This is a genomic window from Acidobacteriota bacterium, assembly GCA_019347945.1.
GTDB lineage: Bacteria > Acidobacteriota > Thermoanaerobaculia > Gp7-AA8 > JAHWKK01 > JAHWKK01.
In genome coordinates this window covers 92,497-108,971 of sequence record JAHWKK010000006.1, presented here as the reverse complement: position 1 = coordinate 108,971, position 16,475 = coordinate 92,497, and the positions used below count along the sequence as shown (strand labels likewise).

The 16,475-nt window shown below is 61.8% G+C and carries 17 protein-coding genes; 15 read left to right on the top strand and 2 right to left on the bottom strand.

Annotated elements, in window-relative coordinates; genetic code table 11:
- The first annotated feature begins 73 nt into the window (after positions 1 to 73).
- The 7 genes from KY459_05735 (at position 74) to KY459_05705 (ending at position 6,614) form a co-directional block, all read left to right on the top strand.
- A complete protein-coding gene (locus KY459_05735; protein MBW3564206.1) occupies positions 74 to 763 on the top strand; it encodes a succinate dehydrogenase cytochrome b subunit in 690 nt (229 codons plus the stop codon).
- Positions 760 to 2,697: a fumarate reductase/succinate dehydrogenase flavoprotein subunit gene (locus tag KY459_05730; GenBank protein MBW3564205.1), complete on the top strand. Its 1,938-nt coding sequence runs from the start codon at positions 760 to 762 to the stop codon at positions 2,695 to 2,697. Before KY459_05735 ends, KY459_05730 begins: the two co-directional genes overlap by 4 nt.
- Entirely contained in the window at positions 2,697 to 3,455 is a 759-nt protein-coding gene (locus KY459_05725; protein MBW3564204.1) for a succinate dehydrogenase/fumarate reductase iron-sulfur subunit, read from the top strand. The genes KY459_05730 and KY459_05725 overlap by 1 nt, the downstream gene beginning before the upstream one ends.
- Positions 3,456 to 3,688: 233 nt before the next feature.
- Positions 3,689 to 4,264 carry an RNA polymerase sigma factor gene (locus KY459_05720; GenBank protein ID MBW3564203.1) on the top strand — a complete coding sequence of 192 codons (576 nt, stop codon included), beginning with the start codon at positions 3,689 to 3,691 and terminating at the stop codon, positions 4,262 to 4,264.
- Positions 4,251 to 4,979, top strand: a complete 729-nt coding sequence (locus tag KY459_05715; protein ID MBW3564202.1) for a hypothetical protein — start codon at positions 4,251 to 4,253, stop codon at positions 4,977 to 4,979. The genes KY459_05720 and KY459_05715 overlap by 14 nt, the downstream gene beginning before the upstream one ends.
- On the top strand, positions 4,976 to 5,812 hold the full coding sequence (locus KY459_05710) for a hypothetical protein (GenBank protein ID MBW3564201.1): 837 nt from the start codon (positions 4,976 to 4,978) through the stop codon (positions 5,810 to 5,812). The genes KY459_05715 and KY459_05710 overlap by 4 nt, the downstream gene beginning before the upstream one ends.
- Before the next feature lies 1 nt (position 5,813).
- A complete protein-coding gene (locus tag KY459_05705) occupies positions 5,814 to 6,614 on the top strand; it encodes a DUF4097 domain-containing protein (GenBank protein ID MBW3564200.1) in 801 nt (266 codons plus the stop codon).
- Between the two features lie 70 nt (positions 6,615 to 6,684).
- Here KY459_05705 and KY459_05700 read toward each other — a convergent pair whose 3' ends face one another.
- Complete coding sequence (locus tag KY459_05700) at positions 6,685 to 9,750, bottom strand: EAL domain-containing protein (GenBank protein MBW3564199.1); 3,066 nt, start codon at positions 9,748 to 9,750, stop codon at positions 6,685 to 6,687.
- Positions 9,751 to 9,924: 174 nt separating this feature from the next.
- Positions 9,925 to 10,266 carry a thioredoxin gene (gene trxA, locus KY459_05695; GenBank protein MBW3564198.1) on the bottom strand — a complete coding sequence of 114 codons (342 nt, stop codon included), beginning with the start codon at positions 10,264 to 10,266 and terminating at the stop codon, positions 9,925 to 9,927.
- A gap of 116 nt (positions 10,267 to 10,382) precedes the next feature.
- Here trxA and KY459_05690 point away from each other — a divergent pair, with 116 nt between their 5' ends.
- From KY459_05690 to KY459_05655, 8 genes are all read left to right on the top strand, one after another.
- Positions 10,383 to 11,123, top strand: coding sequence for a L,D-transpeptidase (locus KY459_05690; protein MBW3564197.1), 741 nt, complete (start codon positions 10,383 to 10,385; stop codon positions 11,121 to 11,123).
- Positions 11,124 to 11,135: 12 nt separating this feature from the next.
- The gene (locus tag KY459_05685; GenBank protein ID MBW3564196.1) at positions 11,136 to 11,999 is read left to right on the top strand and encodes a L,D-transpeptidase; all 864 of its coding nucleotides are present in this window, start codon (positions 11,136 to 11,138) and stop codon (positions 11,997 to 11,999) included.
- A complete protein-coding gene (locus KY459_05680; GenBank protein MBW3564195.1) occupies positions 11,999 to 12,154 on the top strand; it encodes a hypothetical protein in 156 nt (51 codons plus the stop codon). Before KY459_05685 ends, KY459_05680 begins: the two co-directional genes overlap by 1 nt.
- Before the next feature lie 3 nt (positions 12,155 to 12,157).
- A complete protein-coding gene (locus KY459_05675; protein ID MBW3564194.1) occupies positions 12,158 to 12,754 on the top strand; it encodes a hypothetical protein in 597 nt (198 codons plus the stop codon).
- A gap of 166 nt (positions 12,755 to 12,920) precedes the next feature.
- Positions 12,921 to 13,673, top strand: a complete 753-nt coding sequence (locus KY459_05670) for a YebC/PmpR family DNA-binding transcriptional regulator (GenBank protein ID MBW3564193.1) — start codon at positions 12,921 to 12,923, stop codon at positions 13,671 to 13,673.
- The gene (gene ruvC / locus KY459_05665) at positions 13,673 to 14,215 is read left to right on the top strand and encodes a crossover junction endodeoxyribonuclease RuvC (protein MBW3564192.1); all 543 of its coding nucleotides are present in this window, start codon (positions 13,673 to 13,675) and stop codon (positions 14,213 to 14,215) included. Before KY459_05670 ends, ruvC begins: the two co-directional genes overlap by 1 nt.
- 76 nt (positions 14,216 to 14,291) lie before the next feature.
- Positions 14,292 to 15,479 carry a pyruvate dehydrogenase (acetyl-transferring) E1 component subunit alpha gene (locus KY459_05660; protein MBW3564191.1) on the top strand — a complete coding sequence of 396 codons (1,188 nt, stop codon included), beginning with the start codon at positions 14,292 to 14,294 and terminating at the stop codon, positions 15,477 to 15,479.
- Positions 15,479 to 16,471 (top strand): alpha-ketoacid dehydrogenase subunit beta, encoded by a 993-nt coding sequence (locus tag KY459_05655; protein ID MBW3564190.1) that lies wholly within the window; start codon positions 15,479 to 15,481, stop codon positions 16,469 to 16,471. The genes KY459_05660 and KY459_05655 overlap by 1 nt, the downstream gene beginning before the upstream one ends.
- Positions 16,472 to 16,475 lie beyond the last annotated feature (4 nt).

Sequence of the window (16,475 nt, the reverse complement as noted above, 5' to 3'; positions counted from 1 at the left end):
TATGATTACCCGGCACGTTCGATCCCCTGCTGCGGATCGCACGGAGCCCCGTTGGATCGCAGGTGGCGAACGAATGTCCTGGCTGGTTAATTTCTATAGCTCAACCCTGGGGAAGAAGGCGGTGATGGCGATCACCGGCATCATCCTCTTCGGATTCGTTCTGGTTCACATGATCGGGAACCTGAAGCTCTACTTCGGAATGCATGCAGGTCGTTATCCGCTGGACGTTTACGGCGAATGGCTCCGGGTGATAGGGGTTCCAGGACTGCCGGAAGGCGGGGCCCTCTGGATCGCCCGTCTCGTTCTTCTCGCCGCGGTGATTCTTCACATCGATTCCGCCGTTCGCCTGACTCTGGCGAACCGGCGCGCTCGTCCGGTCGGCTATGAGATGAGAAGGACGGTCGCGGCGAAGTATGCCGCTCGGACGATGCGATGGGGAGGGGTCATCATTGCCCTTTTTGTTGTATTTCACATCCTCGACCTCACAACGGGACACGTGAATCCGGCATTCGAGGAGGGAGCGGTGCATCAGAACCTGGTTGCGTCGCTCAGCCGGCCGCTCGTGAGCGCGTTCTACATCCTGGCGAACCTCGCCCTGGGGCTCCACCTTTATCACGGATTATGGAGCATGTTTCAGTCGCTCGGTCTCAACCACCGGAAATTCAATGACTGGCGGCGGGTCTTCGCGATCGCGTTCGCCGTGATCGTGACGATCGGGAACCTCTCGTTTCCGCTGGCGATCCTGATGGGGGTGGCGAAGTGAGGGTGACCAGCGTCGGCGGCAACGGTCTGGATGGGCGCGTCCCGAAGGGCCCGATCGAGAATCGGTGGGATGAAGCGAAATTCACCATGAAGCTGGTGAACCCCAACAACAAGAGGAAGTTCCGGGTGATCGTCGTCGGAGCAGGGCTGGCTGGTGCATCCGCCTCGGCAACCCTTGGCGAGCTCGGATACGAGGTGAGCTGCTTTGTCTTCCACGACACCCCGAGGCGTGCTCATTCGATTGCCGCGCAGGGGGGGATCAACGCGGCGAAGAACTACCAGAATGACGGGGACAGCATTCAGCGGCTCTTCTACGACACGGTGAAGGGGGGCGACTTCCGGGCCCGGGAGTCCAATGTCTACCGGCTGGCCCAGGTCAGCGTGAACATCATCGATCAGTGCGTCGCGCAGGGGGTTCCGTTCGCTCGCGAGTATGGGGGCTACCTGGACAACCGGTCGTTCGGGGGAGCGCAGGTCAAGCGTACGTTTTATGCCCGGGGACAGACGGGACAGCAACTGCTGCTCGGCGCTTATCAGGCGCTCGAGCGTCAGATCGCGGCCGGGACTGTGAGAATGCACACCCGTACGGAGATGCTCGACCTGATCGTCGTCGACGGGGAGGCGAGGGGAATCGTGGTTCGCGATCTCGTCTCGGGGAAGATCTCGAGCCACTTCGCAGACGCAGTCGTCCTCGGAACGGGGGGTTATTCGAACGTCTTCTATCTCTCGACCAACGCGAAGTACTGCAACGCGACCGCGATCTGGCGGGCACATCGGAAGGGCGCCTTCTTCGCCAATCCCTGCTACACGCAAATTCATCCGACCTGCATTCCTCAGAAGGGTGACTATCAGTCGAAGCTGACGCTGATGAGCGAGTCCCTTCGAAACGACGGGCGGATCTGGGTTCCGAAGAAGAAGGACGACGATCGTCCTCCGAATCAGATCCCCGAGGAGGAGAGGGACTATTACCTGGAGCGGAAGTATCCGAGCTTCGGCAATCTCGCTCCACGAGACGTGGCGTCGAGGGCGGCGAAGGAGGTCTGCGATGCCGGATACGGAGTCGGCAGCTCCGGCCGCGGCGTCTACCTCGATTTCTCCTCGGCGATCGAGCGGCTCGGCAAGTCCACCATCGGCGAGCGTTACGGGAACCTCTTCGACATGTACGCCGACATCACGGCGGACAATCCCTACGAGACGCCGATGCGGATCTATCCCGCGCCCCATTACACGATGGGCGGACTCTGGGTCGACTACATGCTGATGAGCAACCTTCCGGGTCTCTATGTCATCGGAGAGGCGAACTTTTCCGATCACGGAGCCAACCGCCTCGGAGCGAGCGCCCTGATGCAGGGACTCGCGGACGGATACTTCGTGCTTCCCTATACGATCGGCAACTTTCTCGCGACCAAACTCAACCGGGAGAGGCCTGACCCGACGGCGGCGGCGAGAGATGCCGAAGCGGAAGTCGAGTCGAGAGTGTCCGCGCTGCTCGGAACCAATGGTTCCCGGACCGTCGAATCGTTCCACCGCGAGCTCGGCGCGATCATGTGGGAGGGATGCGGGATGGCTCGCAGCGAGGAGAGTCTGAAGGACGCGATGACCAGGGTCCGCGAGCTGAAAGAGCAGTACTGGCGCGAAGTGCGCGTACCGGGTGCCGCGGAGACCTTCAACCAGAGTCTCGAGAAGGCCGGCCGGGTTGCGGACTTCTTCGAGCTCGCCGAACTGATGTGCATCGACGCTCTCGATCGCGACGAATCGGCGGGCGGTCACTTCAGGGTTGAACATCAGACCGATGATGGAGAGGCGAAGCGGAACGACGAACGGTTCCAGTACGTCGCCGCCTGGGAGTACACGGGCGACAGCAGCGCACCGCGGCTCCACAAGGAGCAGCTCGAGTTCGAATACGTCAAGCCCACCGTGAGGAGCTACAAGTAATGAAATTGACTCTCTACGTCTGGCGTCAGGCAGGCCCCCGTTCAAAAGGCCGGTTCGAGCGTTACGAGGCGACGGACATCAGCCCTGATGCCTCGTTTCTCGAGATGCTCGACATCGTCAACGAGAATCTCACCGAGAAGGGGGAGGAGCCGATCGCGTTCGATCACGACTGCCGCGAAGGGATCTGTGGCTCCTGCGGCGTGATGATCAATGGCGAAGCACACGGCCCGAAGCGGGGAACGGCTACCTGTCAGCTCCACATGCGCTCATTCTCCGACGGTGACACGATCCGGATCGAGCCCTGGCGGGCAGGGGCGTTTCCGGTGATCCGCGATCTCTCGGTCAATCGCACGGCGTTCGACGAGATCATCCAGGCGGGAGGATTCATCTCGGTCTCGACGGGAAGCGCCCCCGAGGCGAATCTCACGCTGGTGCCGAAACCCGTTCAGGAGGAGGCGATGGATGCGGCGGCCTGCATCGGCTGCGGCGCATGCGTTGCGCAATGCCCGAACGGTGCGGCGCAGCTGTTCACCGCCGCGAAGGTCTCCCATCTCGCCCTGCTCCCACAGGGCGAACCGGAACGCTACCGCAGAGTTCAGGACATGGTTGCCGTCATGGAGGAGTACTTCGGCAGCTGCACCAACTATGCGGAATGTGAGGCCGTCTGTCCCAAGGACATCTCGATCGATTTCATCGCGCAGATGAACCGGGACTGGATCCGATCGCGTTTTTCCCGCCCCCAGACCCCGAAAAAGTGAAGAAAGGATATGAGGATATGAGGATTTGAGGGGTGCACCTGGTGATGGTTGCCCACTCTTGTCCAATCACGCGGGACCTCTGGTCCCAGTGTGCCCGGGTCGGACCAGCTGACCTCCCAGCGACCTGAATCCTCACGTCCTCACATCCTCAACCCTCAAATCCTCAAATCCTTATCTCCTCATATCCTCCCCCTGTAACCGCTCCCTCCCGATCTCGTCATGAAGGGTGAGCGATGGGAAACTATGAGCTGATGGACGACGACCACGGCAGTGACGAGGATCTGATGTCGGCGGTGAGGAATGGGCGCTTCGAGGAGATGGAGCACCTCTTCGAGAGGCACCACCCCGCCTTGGTCGCGTATTGCGCGAAGATCACCGGTGACCGGGATCTCGCGAAGGACATGGCGCAGGAGACGTTCTTCCGGATTTTCAGGAGCCGCGAATCCTTCGAGGAGGGATCGCGGTTCACGCCGTGGATTTACAGCGTCGCGCGAAACGCGTGTCTGGATCACCTCCGCCGCCGGCGACCTATTGCCGTGGACCCGGCGATTCTCGATCTGAAAGATGAATCGGTGCTCGCCCCCGAGCATCTGGAGCACAGGGAAAACCTCGACCGGCTCGAGAACGCACTTCTGCGTCTCGAGCCCGCGAAGAGAGAACTGATCCTTCTCGCACGCGATGAAACGAAAGGCTACCGGGAGATCGCGCGGTCTCTCGGAATCTCGTTGTCATCGCTCAAAGTGCGCGTCCATCGGGCGATGAAGGAACTGAGATCGATCTACAGGGAGATGGAACATGAGCTCGTGTGACGAAATACAGAACGCGATTACCGATGCGTTTGTGGAAGGCGAGGAGCTGGACGCCACTCTGAGCAGGCACATCCGGAGTTGTCCCGTGTGCGTCGAGGAATACGCGGTCATGCAGGAGATCTGGCAGAACCTGCCGGCGATCGACGAGCGGAAGCTCGGCGGAGGCGACGGTACGGTTCGGGCCTTTCCCCGGAGGGTCCCGAAGAAAATCGCGATGGCGCTCGCGGCAGTCGTTCTCTTCGGCGCCGGGATCGCCACCGGGATGCTGATTCTTCGCGACAGCGATTCGCCGGGTGACCAGGCGCGGCTCGAGGAGAAGGTGGACTCGCTCAACGAGCTCGTCGTCCTCTCACTACTGGAACAGTCATCCGCCAGTGCCCGGCTCGAAGCTATTGGCAGGATTGCCGGGATGGAAGAGCCGTCTCCTGCGCTGGCGGCTGGTCTGATCGAGGCCGCCGTGTCCGATGAGAATCCGAATGTCCGGCTGGCGGCCGTCGAAGCCGCCCGCCCGCTGGTGGCCCGCCCAGGCGTCTACAGGGAGCTCGCCGATCGGCTGGCTCTCGAGTCGGCGCCTCTCGTCCAGATCGCCCTGATTGATGTGCTGCTGGAACAGCCGACGGCTGAACCCTCCGACATCGAGAGCCTCATCGACCGCGAAGACATCGAGGATGAAGTCCGGTCGTTCGCGCGGCAGCGCGCAGGAGAGAGAATATGAACCGCACAGCCCTCGCTGTTTTGTTCGTTCTGACAGCATCGACCGCACTCGGAGACACCGAGCGGAGCCGATTCGATCAGAGCTTTCCGGCCGATGGTGTTCGGTCGATCGTGATCGACAACATTTACGGTCCGATGACCATCACAACGGGCGCGGCCTCGATCCGCGTCGCCGCCGAGATCAAAGCCATCGGAGGACGACGGTCCTCGGCTTCGGGGGTTCTCGCCGAATGGCCACTAGTCATCGAGAGGAAAGGCTCGGCGCTCGAAGTCCTGGTCGACGCACCGATGCGATGCTCGGATCGCGGGTGGCGCTGTTCCCACGACTCCGATGATCGCGATCGAGGCCGGGCAGAGTACGCGTTCACGATCGAAGTTCCCGACGGAATCACGGTCGAGGCTCGTACGATCGAAGGTGACGTCGACCTCCGAGGCACGGTCGACGAGTTCATCCTTCGCAACGTCAATGGAGGGGTCTTCTTCGAGGGTGACGCCAGGGGTGGCTCGGCTTCGACGGTGAACGGACCGGTAGCCGGCCGGTTCAGGACGACTCCCACCGTCGATTCGAAATACTCCTCGGTCAACGATGAGATCGATCTCTATTTTCCCCCGGCGCTCGATGCTCTCTTTGCAATCTCTACTCTGAATGGCGAGATCCTGACGGATTTCGACTGGCAGGCTACCTCGGTGGCCGAAATGGAAAGAACCCGGCGTGAAGGAACGAAGTGGGTCGTTCGCAACGCCGGCAGAACCGGAGTCCGCATCGGCTCGGGCGCGACTCGTATCGAAATCGATACCCTCAATGGCGACATCATGATCAGAAAAGGAAATTGAGATGAAACTGAAAAAAACTCTCTTCATCGTCGCGCTGCTGGCGGCGCTGCCGTTGCTTGCGCAGAACGAACCAATCGTCGTACCGATCACCGACCCCGGCAAGCCGGTCACCCTGCAGATCTCGAGGGTAAATGGAAGCATCGAGATCGAAGGAGCCGACGTCTCGGAGATTCAAATCATGCTGCAGACGCCGGAGGGGAGAGAAGCGAAGCCCCGAAGCGATGGCCTCCGAAGAATCCCGAACGTCAGCATGGGCCTGATCGCGGAAGAGCACAACAACGTCGTGAAGGTCGCGCTGCAACCCAATGCCCAGTCTCCGGTGATGCTGCGGGTGCCGCGCCGGGTCAACCTCGTCGCGTCGACCGTCAATGGCGGACACATCCGGGTGAGAGGTCTCAGCGGTGAGCTCGAGCTCAGAAACACCAATGGAGCAATCTATGCGGACGATGTCTCCGGAACCGTCGTCGCAAACACGACGAATGGTCCGGTACGCGTCCGTCTGCTCGAAGTCACCAACGACAGAGCGATGTCCTTCAGCAGCCTCAACGGCGATATCGACGTCACTCTGCCCGCATCGACCCGAGCCAACCTGCAGATGAAGACGAACAACGGCGAGATCCTCACTGACTTCGATATGAACATTCAGCCTTCCTCCGCTACGGTGAAGAGAGGGGACACGAGGGCCCGCGGAGGTCATCGAGTCGAGGTCGATCGCAACGTCATCGCGACGATCAACGGGGGTGGGGCCGCGTATCACTTCACGACCTTCAACGGCGACATCATCATCCGCAGCCGCCGGTGACGGAATGCATGCGGCCGGGCACCCGACCCGGCCGTATGTCGTCCGAGCTGTCCGACCCGTCCGACCTGATTCAGAAGCCGCTGAAGGTTGCCGGTCCGTTTCTGGTTTTGTGTCCCGCGAAACGATCATCGTCGAGAAGGAGCGTGACCTCCTCGGAAGGGAGAGCGGGGGAGATCAGGAAGCCCTGAAACAAATGGCAGCCGAGAGATTTCAACTCATTGACATGGGCGACTTCCTCGACTCCTTCCGCAACGACTCGCAGATCGAGCGTATGGCAGAGCGCAACGATCGACCGGACGACCTCGAGACTCTTCGGCTGGAGCAGCATCGACGAGACGAAGGAGCGATCGATCTTCACCGCAGAGAAGGGGAACATCTGGAGATAGACCAGCGAGGCGTAACCCGTCCCGAAGTCGTCCAGGTGGACTTCGACGCCAAGATCGACGACCTGATTCATGACCTCCATTGCTGTGTCGGAATCGCCGATCAGGACGCTCTCGGTCAGTTCCAGATGCAGCGTTCCCGGATCGATTCCGGTCTCCTCGAGCGTTTCCTGAATCTTGCGGACGACGGCGGAGCTCCGGAAATGAAGTCCGGAGAAATTGACGGAGAGCGACAGATTGGTTCTTCCCTCAACGCGTTGCCACCGGGCCAGCTGACGGCATCCCTCCCGGAGGATCCGAAGATCGATCTCGGTGATCGTCCCGGTTTCTTCGGCGACGGCGATGAAGTTGCCCGGCGGAAGGATTCCCCGGGTGGGATGGCGCCAGCGCATGAGTGCTTCGACGCCGGTGATCGCGCCGGATTCGAGTGAGATGATGGGCTGGAAAAACGGAAGAAGCTCGCTTCGATCGAGGGCGGTGCGGAGGTCGTCCTCGGTTCGCTTGCGACGGAGGAACTTCTTCTCCATCGCCGACTCGAAGACGACCACACCCGATTCGCCGGAGCGTTTGGACTGCTGCAACGCGATGTCCGCGCGGCTCAATACCATCTCGATGTTGTCGCCGGAGCCGGCGATCGTGATTCCGCAATTCGCGCCGACGTGAATCTCGTGACCCTGGATCTCGAATCGGCTCGTGAGCGCTTCAATGATCCTGCGACCGAGCTCCCTCGCTTTGTCGACGCCGTCGATGACGTCGATCAGGATCATGTACTCGTCTCCGCTGACGCGGGCAACCGTATTCGTCGTTCCGACGATCCGGCTGAGGCGACGGGCGGCGCGGCGGAGCAGATCGTCTCCGATTGCGCTTCCGAGGGAATCGTTGATCAGCTTGAACCGCGTGAGGTCGACGTGAAGCAGGGCGAGCTCATCGGTGCCCCCGAGACGATCCAGAGCGTGGTGAAGGCGGTCCCGAAGCAGCCCGCGGTTCGGCAGGCCGGTGAGCGGATCGTGCAGCGACACATGTCTCAGTCTTTCCTCGGCCACGCGGCGATTCGTGACATCGAACATGAAGCCATGGACGAGTCTCGGCTCGGAGGCTTTCGGATCCGATTCGATCACGTCGTGAACCCAGACGATGTGTCCCCCTGCGGCCAGCATTCGATACTCGATCGCGAGCGGGCCGGTTTCTCCGGGGTAGTTCCGATAGTGATTCTCGACCCGTTTCCGGTCGTCGGGGTGGACGTGCTCGGTCCAGAAGGATTCCCGATACCACCATTCACGCGGGTATCCGAGAAGCTGCTCGATCTCTGGTGCGATGAAGGTGAACCGCCAGTTGTCCGCCCGAGCCTCCCATGCGACGACCTTCGTGACGTCGGCGAAGCGGCGCATCCGTTTTTCCATGCGCCCGAACTGTTTCTCACGCTCGAGCTCGGATGAGACGTTCCGGCACATCACCACGAGCCTTCGCCTTCCGCCGGGATCCGATCGAACGGCCGATCGGCAGTGGAAGCGGGCGAGCGATCCATCCGCGGGACGGAACGTCACGACTCGATCGAGGGGCGTTTCCTGTTCGAGAGCGATCATCAGCGCACCGCGTACGGAGGAACGTTCGATCTCGTCGACGCACTCGATGATCTCGTCGAGCGTGGTCGAGCGTGGGTCGAGCTCATAACCGAGAAGATTCTCGACGTGGTGTCCGACCGTGATGCGGTTGGAGATCGGGTCCCATTCGAAGCTGCTCAACCCGGCCAGCGATTCCGCTTGCTTCAGATGCGCCTCGCTCGCCTCCAGCTGGGAGACGATTGCCTGCCTGCTCGTGATCGCGACTCCGGCGAAGAGCGAAGCGATTGCAAGAGTCGCGACGAGCAACTGCGTCTCGATCAGAGTCTCGGCGGAGCTTCGGACGACGAACTGCCAGATCATCGAGGCGATGATCAGCGTCAGCACGGCGAAAACAGCGTTCTTCGTCCCCCCCTTCAGCGCGGCCCAGAGGAGTGGCAGGAGAAGGAGCGAGTATGCCGCAGCTCCGATCGAGCCCTCGATCGAAAAGACCAGCGCGCACGACGCCGCCATCAAAAGGACCACCACGATCGGCGCCGCCCCGTCGCGCATCGTCCGCAAATCGAGCGGCTTTGCGCGCGAACCTCGTTCGTGCTTTCTGAGCTCCATCTCCCCCCATAGAAGCAGCACGACGGGAGCGATCGCGAGAACTCCGAGAAAGTCGCCCAGCCAGAACTCCAGCGACTGTGTCCACGGATCGACGACTCCCGTGTAGATGACGTAGTTCGCGAATACGGCGATCGGGATCGGCGCCAGGATCGCTACCGCGACGAGGGAGTAGACGTCCCGGGCGCGCCGGAGCAGCGGATCGAAGCCCCGCAGCCTCACGAGCTCGGCCGCTCCGAGATAGACGAGAAGTTTTGCGAGCGCCATCGGCACCAGACTGTCGAGAGAGCCCGGAAAACCTCTGGCCGTCATTGCGCTCGCCAGCGCTGCGGCGAGGAAAGCGACCGCCCAGCGCTTTCCGTAGATCAGAAAGAAGGCGAATGCGAGTCCGGCGGGAGGATAGAAACGGGTCACCCCCGGCTCCAGCTCGAAGACGTTCGTCGCGATGTCGGTCAGGACGTAAAGGATGACGAAAATGCAGGCGATCGTGAGTTTTTCCGTCCTGCCGGAGCCTTTCCAGACTCGTTCGGCAAACTTGAGCCTCACACCACTCCGCAGTGACAGGTCAGCATTCTGCCGCGTCGTCATCCGTTACTCCTCGGACATACTATCACCTGGATTGGATGATTCCACGGCTCAAATGCGCGAGCGGCCGTTGGGGCGTCGGCCACCACGGCGGCGGCCCGGCGACTCCCATCGAAAGAAACAGGGCCCGGCTTTCACCGGGCCCTTTCCCCTTCTCATTTTTCAGAAGCGTTTCGATCAGTTGACGTCGACGTGCTCGTCGAGGAACGCCTTGAGCGCCCCCTTGTTCATCGCACCCTGGCGCCGGTCGACGACCTCACCCTTCTTGAACATGACGAGCGTCGGCAGAACCATGATGCCGTACGACATCGGGGTCTGCTGATTCTCCTCGGTGTTGACCTTGGCAATCTTGATTTTTCCCTCGTACTCCGGAGCCACTTCGTCGAGAGCGGGGGCCATGAACCGGCACGGTGCGCACCAGGGGGCCCAGAAGTCGACGAATACCGGGATCTCGGAGTCGATCACTTCGTTCTTGAAGTTCTCGTCATTGACTTCGATGACAGCTTTGGACTCAGCCATTGAATCTCCTTTCGGATCGTTTCCGAAGCAAGGGTCGTGCAGTCAGCTCGAAGAACGGTTCGAAACCGGTCATGAATTTCGCATTAGGGGGACGTTGGGGGAGGATCAATTTCGGAATGCCATTGAATCTCAAGAGTGACCGGCGGGCTGAAGAACGTCCGGAGTCGCCCGACCGGCGGCGCACCCCCCGGCCGCCGCTGTGGCTCAATCTGGCGATTCTTCTGCTGGCCGCGATCGTTTTCCTGATCTCGTCCTGGCATCGCAGAGCGCTGGCCGAGGATTTCGAGAGGGTTCTCGCGAGCGAGCAGACCTCGCCGGTCGCGATCAACGAGGTCAAGGACGAACTGGCGGAGATGGATCTGACCGAGGAGCAGTTGCGGCGCGAGCTTCAGGCTCGGGAGCAGCTGATTGCAAACCTCGACGACGAGAACTTCTATCTCGCGCTCGATACTGAGAAGAAGGCTCTGATGCTTCAGTACGCGGACCAGGTTCTCAGGGAGATGCCGGTCGAGGTTGGGGAGCAGAGGGAGATCGAGGGGAAGGACGGGAAGGTCTGGACATTCGTCCCTCTGAAAGGGGCTTTCGAAGTGGTCGGGAAGTCGTACTCCCCCTCCTGGCAGGTCCAGGAATGGGTGTATCTGATGAAGGGCGAAGAGGTGCCCTCCTCTCTGCCGGCCATCAAGGGAGGCCTCGGCCGCTACGTGATCGAGCTCCCGAACGATTACATGATTCATACGACGCCCTCCGAGGAAAGCCCTCTCGATGGCGTCAAACCCGGTTCCTTCATGGTCTCCGAGAGCGACATGAGAGCCATCTGGCCTCGCATCGGCGAGGGAACGAAGATCTACATCTACTGAGGAGACGACTGAATGAAGCGATGGATTGGATTGATTGCCTCCTGGGCGCTGCTGGTCCTGGCCGTGGGACTTCTGGCCTGGGCGGTCGCGGCGGAAACGCTCAATGTCCAGGAGGCTGCGAAGTACCGGCGCTACGACCGGATCGAAGAGATGATCCAGGAGATGCGCCAGCAGCGCCTCGACGAGCTCCGCGAGAAGATGGAGACGGCGGCCGGTCGGCTCGACGAGCTGTCGGGCGAAGTGGAGTCATCCGACGAGACCCTCAGCGATCATCAGGATTCGAACCAAGTGATCACGGTGTCGACCGAGGAGAACAAGGTGTACTTGCGGCGGGAGGGTGAGGTCGTTTTCGAAGCCGTCTGCTCGACCGGAAAGAGCGACATCCTGGTGCAGAACGGGCGGCGCCGAGACTTCAGGACGCCCGTCGGAAGGTTCAAGATCATTTCGAAGGAAACCGACCCCGTGTGGAAGCCGCCGGACTGGCACTACATTGAGATCGCGAACAGCACGGGTGCAGACATGGTGAGACTCGACCGTGACTCGGCGATCGGCACGCCCGAGCACATGCTCAGCGTCAGCGGTAGGGACGTCGTCGAGATCCGCAACGGTCAGGTCGTCCGGACGATGCCGGCCGGGCAGGAAATCTGGTTTCAGGGGAGGCTCGTCGTTCCGCCGCTCGGTACCCGACCGCGTGAGTACGAAGGCGTGCTCGGCGACTACCGGCTGAATCTCGGCGATGGCTACGCGCTACATGGAACGCAGGCCGTTTCCCAGCTCGGACAGAGCGTGTCGCACGGTTGCATCAGACTCTCGAATGAAGACATCGGCCGGCTGTATCGGATGGCGAACGTCGGCGACGAGGTGATCATCTACTGATGGAAGACCGACGCGAAGAAAACCGACCGCATCCCGCGCATCCCGAACCCGAAGAAAAGGATACGTCCGAGGAGAGCCAGTACGACGAGAAATCGGGCGAGGACCATCCCGGCCCGAAGGATCAGCCGGCTCCGGAGCGGCCCGATTCCGAGTAATCGTTGCGCTCCATCCTGATCAGACCGGGCGACCGGCTCGAGCCCGAAGACCTCGAGAGCTCCGAGTCGGTGATCGTCATCGACAGCGAATGGGCCCCGGAGGGCGGCATCGAGCCGCTCGCCGGAGCTCTCGCGAACCGGCGTGCCACCCTCATCACCGATGCCGCCGGCATGATCGGCGGCGACAAGCTCGCCCTCGGGCTCTGCTCCGACGTCTTCGTCGCGACCGGGGATTCGCGCTTCGATTTTTCCCGCTGCAGCCCGATGGCGATCGCCGGGCTCGTCTGGCGATGCGGGCGGAGAGCGATCGAGATCCTCGGAGGCGACGGGCCGCTGACTGTCGCGACCGCACGCGATCTCGGGGTCCTCGATCTCATCCGGGACGGCGGCGTGCGGACGGCCTCATGGCTCGAGAGCTGGACCGCGGGACGGAGCTTCGAAGCGATTGCGACGGCCGCGCGTCTGATCCGCTCGTCCGGTGGCGATCCCGGAGAGCGGGCCGTCTTCGCTTCGCAGTTCACCCGCACCGACGTGGTCGAGGGATTGAAGGCATTCCTCGAGCGGCGACCGCCGCGCTTCCCACCGGAAAAGTTCCGATAGAGACCGGCCGCAACGGGAAGAGGAAACCCGGGCTCCGCATTTAGGGGAAGAGGAAACCGGGCTCCGCATTTAGTAGAATGGTTGCAACGATCTGGTTTTCCACCGCTTCCGCGGTGTCGAAGAACCGATCGAACCGGCGATTCTTCTGACAGGGAGGCCAATCTGCATGTCCGGCCACAGCAAATGGAGCACCATCAAGCACAAGAAGGGTGCGGCTGACGCCCGTCGCGGCAAGCTGTTCACTCGGATCATTCGCGAGATCACGATCTCGGCTCGGCTCGGAGGAGGGGACCCGGCGGCAAATCCCCGACTCCGCAGCGCCATTGCCGAGGCGAAGGCCGCCAACATGCCGAAGGACAACATCGAGCGTGCCATCAAGAAGGGAACGGGGGAGCTGGAAGGGGAAGCCTTCGAGGAAATCACCTACGAGGGGTATGCCTCCGGAGGCGTCGCGATCGTCATCGAAGCCGTCACTGACAACTCCAACAGGACCACTCCCGAGATCCGCAACCTGCTCGAAAAGAACGGCGGCAACATGGGGACTCCCGGATCGGCCTCCTATCTCTTCGAGAAGAAGGGCTTCATCAGCGTCGCCAGATCGAGCATCGGTGAAGAGGAGCTGATGGAGATCGTGCTCGAGGCCGGCGCCGAGGACCTCGTGTCGGAAGATGCCGAGACATTCGGCGTTTACACGACTCCGGAAGCGTTCGAGGGCGTCCGCCAGAGTCTCGAGGATCGAGAGGTTCCGATGATCGAAGCGAGTATCGGGCTCTTTCCGACCACCTCGATCCCGCTCGACGACGACTCAGCGAAGAGCGTTCTTCGCCTGATGGAAGCTCTCGATGACCATGACGACGTCCAGAACGTCTGGGCGAACTTCGACATCTCCGAGGAAGTGCTGGCCGCTCAGCAGGGCTGATGGGAAACCCCGGGAAAGCGGCCGTCGCCCGTGAGGATCTCCGCATTCTCGGGATCGATCCCGGCTCGCTGGTCACCGGCTACGGTGTGGTCGACTACCGCGCAAGCCGGATCCACCTGGTCGAGCAGGGTGCAATCCGCGGAAAAAAAGGGGACGATCTCGTTGCCCGGCTCGAGAGGATCTTCTACGGAATCACCGAGTTGATCGAGCGTGTGAAGCCGTCCTGCGTGGCGGTGGAGACACCGTACAGCGGAGTCAATGCGAAAAGCCTGATTCAGCTCGCGCAGGCGAGAGGAGTGATCCTGCTGGCGGCCCGGATTGCGGGGCTGGACATCTCGGAGTATTCTCCACGCTCGATCAAAGGCGCCGTGGTCGGGTATGGAGGCGCCGAGAAGAAGCAGGTGGCGCACATGGTGCGTATCCTGGTGAGGGGCACCGAGGATGCAAGGCTGTCAGCGGATGCGGCGGACGCCCTTGCAGTGGCGATCTGCCACGCACATTCGGGACAGTCGAGGATGAGGCTCGCGCGCGTCCGCGGGTGAGCCGTCGACGGAGGGCGAGTTTCTTCCCGGCCCCGGGGCCACCCACCCGAAGAGGAATCGATCAGATGAGAAACTGATGGCAAAACGCGCCGAAAAAAAGAAGACCGAGCCCGCGCTCGGAGAGATCGCTGCCCCCGAATGGGAGCGCATTCTCCGGGAGATGGTGCTCGTCCGGAAGTTCGAGGAGGCGTCCGAAAAAGCGTTTCGAAAAGGAAAAATCGGCGGCTATCTCCACGTCTACAGCGGCCAGGAGGCCGTCGTTGCCGGGATCACCTCGGCTCTCCGGAAGGACGACATCGTCTACGCCGGGTATCGCGACCACGCGCACGCGCTCCTTCTCGGTTCGGACCCGAAGGACGTCATGGCAGAGCTCTACGGCAAGGCCAGTGGCGTCTCGAAGGGGAAGGGCGGATCCATGCATCTGTTCGACGTCGACCGCGGCCTCTACGGGGGATACGGAATCGTCGGCGGCCACCTTCCGCTCGCCGCCGGGACCGCATACTCGCTCCGCTACTCCGGCACCGATCGCGTCTGTGTCTGTTTCTTCGGCGACGGTGCGATGAACATCGGATCGTTTCATGAGGCGCTGAACATGGCCGGCCTGTGGGGCAAGCGTGGAATGTGCCCCGTGATCTTCGTGATCGAGAACAACGGATACGCGATGGGAACCTCCGTCGACCGTCATTCCGCGGTTACCGATCTCTCCGCGCGGGTCGAGGCCTACGCCATCCCCTCGGAGAAGGTCGACGGGCAGGACACCTTCGCGATGCGCGGCGTCGCCGACCGTGTCATCAGCCAGGTCCGGATGACCGGCCGGCCCTATTGCATCGAAGCGATCACCTACCGATTCAGCGGACACGGTGCCGCGGATCTCTTTCAGCCCTATCGAAGCAAGGAGGAGGTCGAGGAGAGCCGCCATCGCGACCCGATCCTGATCCTCTCCAAACGCCTTCGCGAGATGACAGGGCTGACCGACGAAGATCTCCAGGAGATGAGCGACTGGGCGGACGAGGAGGTCGCGGAAGCCGTCCGCTTCGCCGAGGAGGCCGAAGAGCCGGACCCGAAGGAGCTTTTCGAGGACGTGATCGCCCTCGAGCCGGGGCGCGAGCCTGACGGCGACGTTTCGTCTCCGCTCCATTGGGGTCCCCGTGACGAGGGAGGCGGCGAAGAAGACGAAGAAGACGAGGAGGCTGAAGATGCCGAAGACGTCGAAGCGGCGGCGAGCTCCGAGCAGGCCGGCGACGAAGAGGGTGAGGAAGAGTAATGGCGGAGAAGAGCTACCGCGACGCCGTCAGGGACGCGATCTTCGAGGAGATGGAACGCGACGACTCGGTCGTCATCATGGGCGAAGACATCGGCGTCTACGAGGGAACCTTCCGGATCACGGCCGGGATGCTCGACAAGTTCGGCGAGAACCGCGTGATCGACACACCGATCGCCGAGGCGGGGATCGTCGGCACTGCCATCGGAATGGCGATGACGGGGATGCGCCCGATCGTCGAAATGATGACGTTCAACTTCGCGCTCGTGGCAGCCGATCAGATTCTCAATCATGCGGCGAAGATCCGCTACTTTTCCGGGGGCCAGCTCGACATCCCGATGGTGATTCGAGGTCCTCACGGCGCAGGTGTCGGGCTTTCGGCGCAGCACTCCCAGAGCTTCGAGGCGTTCTTCGGACACTTCCCCGGTCTGGTCGTCGTTGCACCATCGACTCCGGCCGACGCGAAAGGTCTGCTGAAGTCCGCGATACGAGGAAAGGATCCGGTGATCTTTCTGGAGAACGCCGCGCTCTACGCCATCAAGGGAGAGGTACCGGACGATTCCGACTTCACGGTGCCGATCGGCACATCGACCATCGCGAGAAAGGGAGCGGACGTCACGATCGTGGCATCCGGAAAGATGGTGCATCTCTCGCTCGCGGCCGCGAAAACACTCGAAGAGGAGGACGGAATCGACTGCGAGGTCGTCGATATTCGCGCGATCCGGCCGCTCGACGTGGCGCCGGTGATCGAGTCGGTGAGGAAAACGCATCGGGCCGTGGTCGTGCAGGAGCAGTGGAAACCGTTCGGATTTGCGGCGGAGATCGCGTCATCGATCATGGACGAGGCATTCGACGAGCTCGATGCGCCCGTCATCCGCGTCACCGGAGCCGATGTTCCGATGCCGTATGCGCGAAATCTCGAACTGCTGGCGGTGCCGCATGAGCCGGACGTCATCCAGGCCGTGCGCGATGTCGCCTACGCGAATGGAGTGTGAGGAG

Bases quoted from the DNA above. Each gene is read 5' to 3' on its own strand.
- KY459_05705 (MBW3564200.1), top strand. From the start codon at position 5,814: ATGAAACTGAAAAAAACTCTCTTCATCGTCGCGCTGCTGGCGGCGCTG.
- KY459_05655 (MBW3564190.1), top strand. From the start codon at position 15,479: ATGGCGGAGAAGAGCTACCGCGACGCCGTCAGGGACGCGATCTTCGAG.
- KY459_05725 (MBW3564204.1), top strand. From the start codon at position 2,697: ATGAAATTGACTCTCTACGTCTGGCGTCAGGCAGGCCCCCGTTCAAAA.
- KY459_05735 (MBW3564206.1), top strand. From the start codon at position 74: ATGTCCTGGCTGGTTAATTTCTATAGCTCAACCCTGGGGAAGAAGGCG.
- KY459_05690 (MBW3564197.1), top strand. From the start codon at position 10,383: ATGCCATTGAATCTCAAGAGTGACCGGCGGGCTGAAGAACGTCCGGAG.
- KY459_05660 (MBW3564191.1), top strand. From the start codon at position 14,292: ATGGCAAAACGCGCCGAAAAAAAGAAGACCGAGCCCGCGCTCGGAGAG.
- KY459_05685 (MBW3564196.1), top strand. From the start codon at position 11,136: ATGAAGCGATGGATTGGATTGATTGCCTCCTGGGCGCTGCTGGTCCTG.
- KY459_05670 (MBW3564193.1), top strand. From the start codon at position 12,921: ATGTCCGGCCACAGCAAATGGAGCACCATCAAGCACAAGAAGGGTGCG.
- ruvC (MBW3564192.1), top strand. From the start codon at position 13,673: ATGGGAAACCCCGGGAAAGCGGCCGTCGCCCGTGAGGATCTCCGCATT.
- trxA (MBW3564198.1), bottom strand. From the start codon at position 10,266: ATGGCTGAGTCCAAAGCTGTCATCGAAGTCAATGACGAGAACTTCAAG.
- KY459_05720 (MBW3564203.1), top strand. From the start codon at position 3,689: ATGGGAAACTATGAGCTGATGGACGACGACCACGGCAGTGACGAGGAT.
- KY459_05715 (MBW3564202.1), top strand. From the start codon at position 4,251: ATGAGCTCGTGTGACGAAATACAGAACGCGATTACCGATGCGTTTGTG.
- KY459_05680 (MBW3564195.1), top strand. From the start codon at position 11,999: ATGGAAGACCGACGCGAAGAAAACCGACCGCATCCCGCGCATCCCGAA.
- KY459_05710 (MBW3564201.1), top strand. From the start codon at position 4,976: ATGAACCGCACAGCCCTCGCTGTTTTGTTCGTTCTGACAGCATCGACC.
- KY459_05700 (MBW3564199.1), bottom strand. From the start codon at position 9,750: ATGACGACGCGGCAGAATGCTGACCTGTCACTGCGGAGTGGTGTGAGG.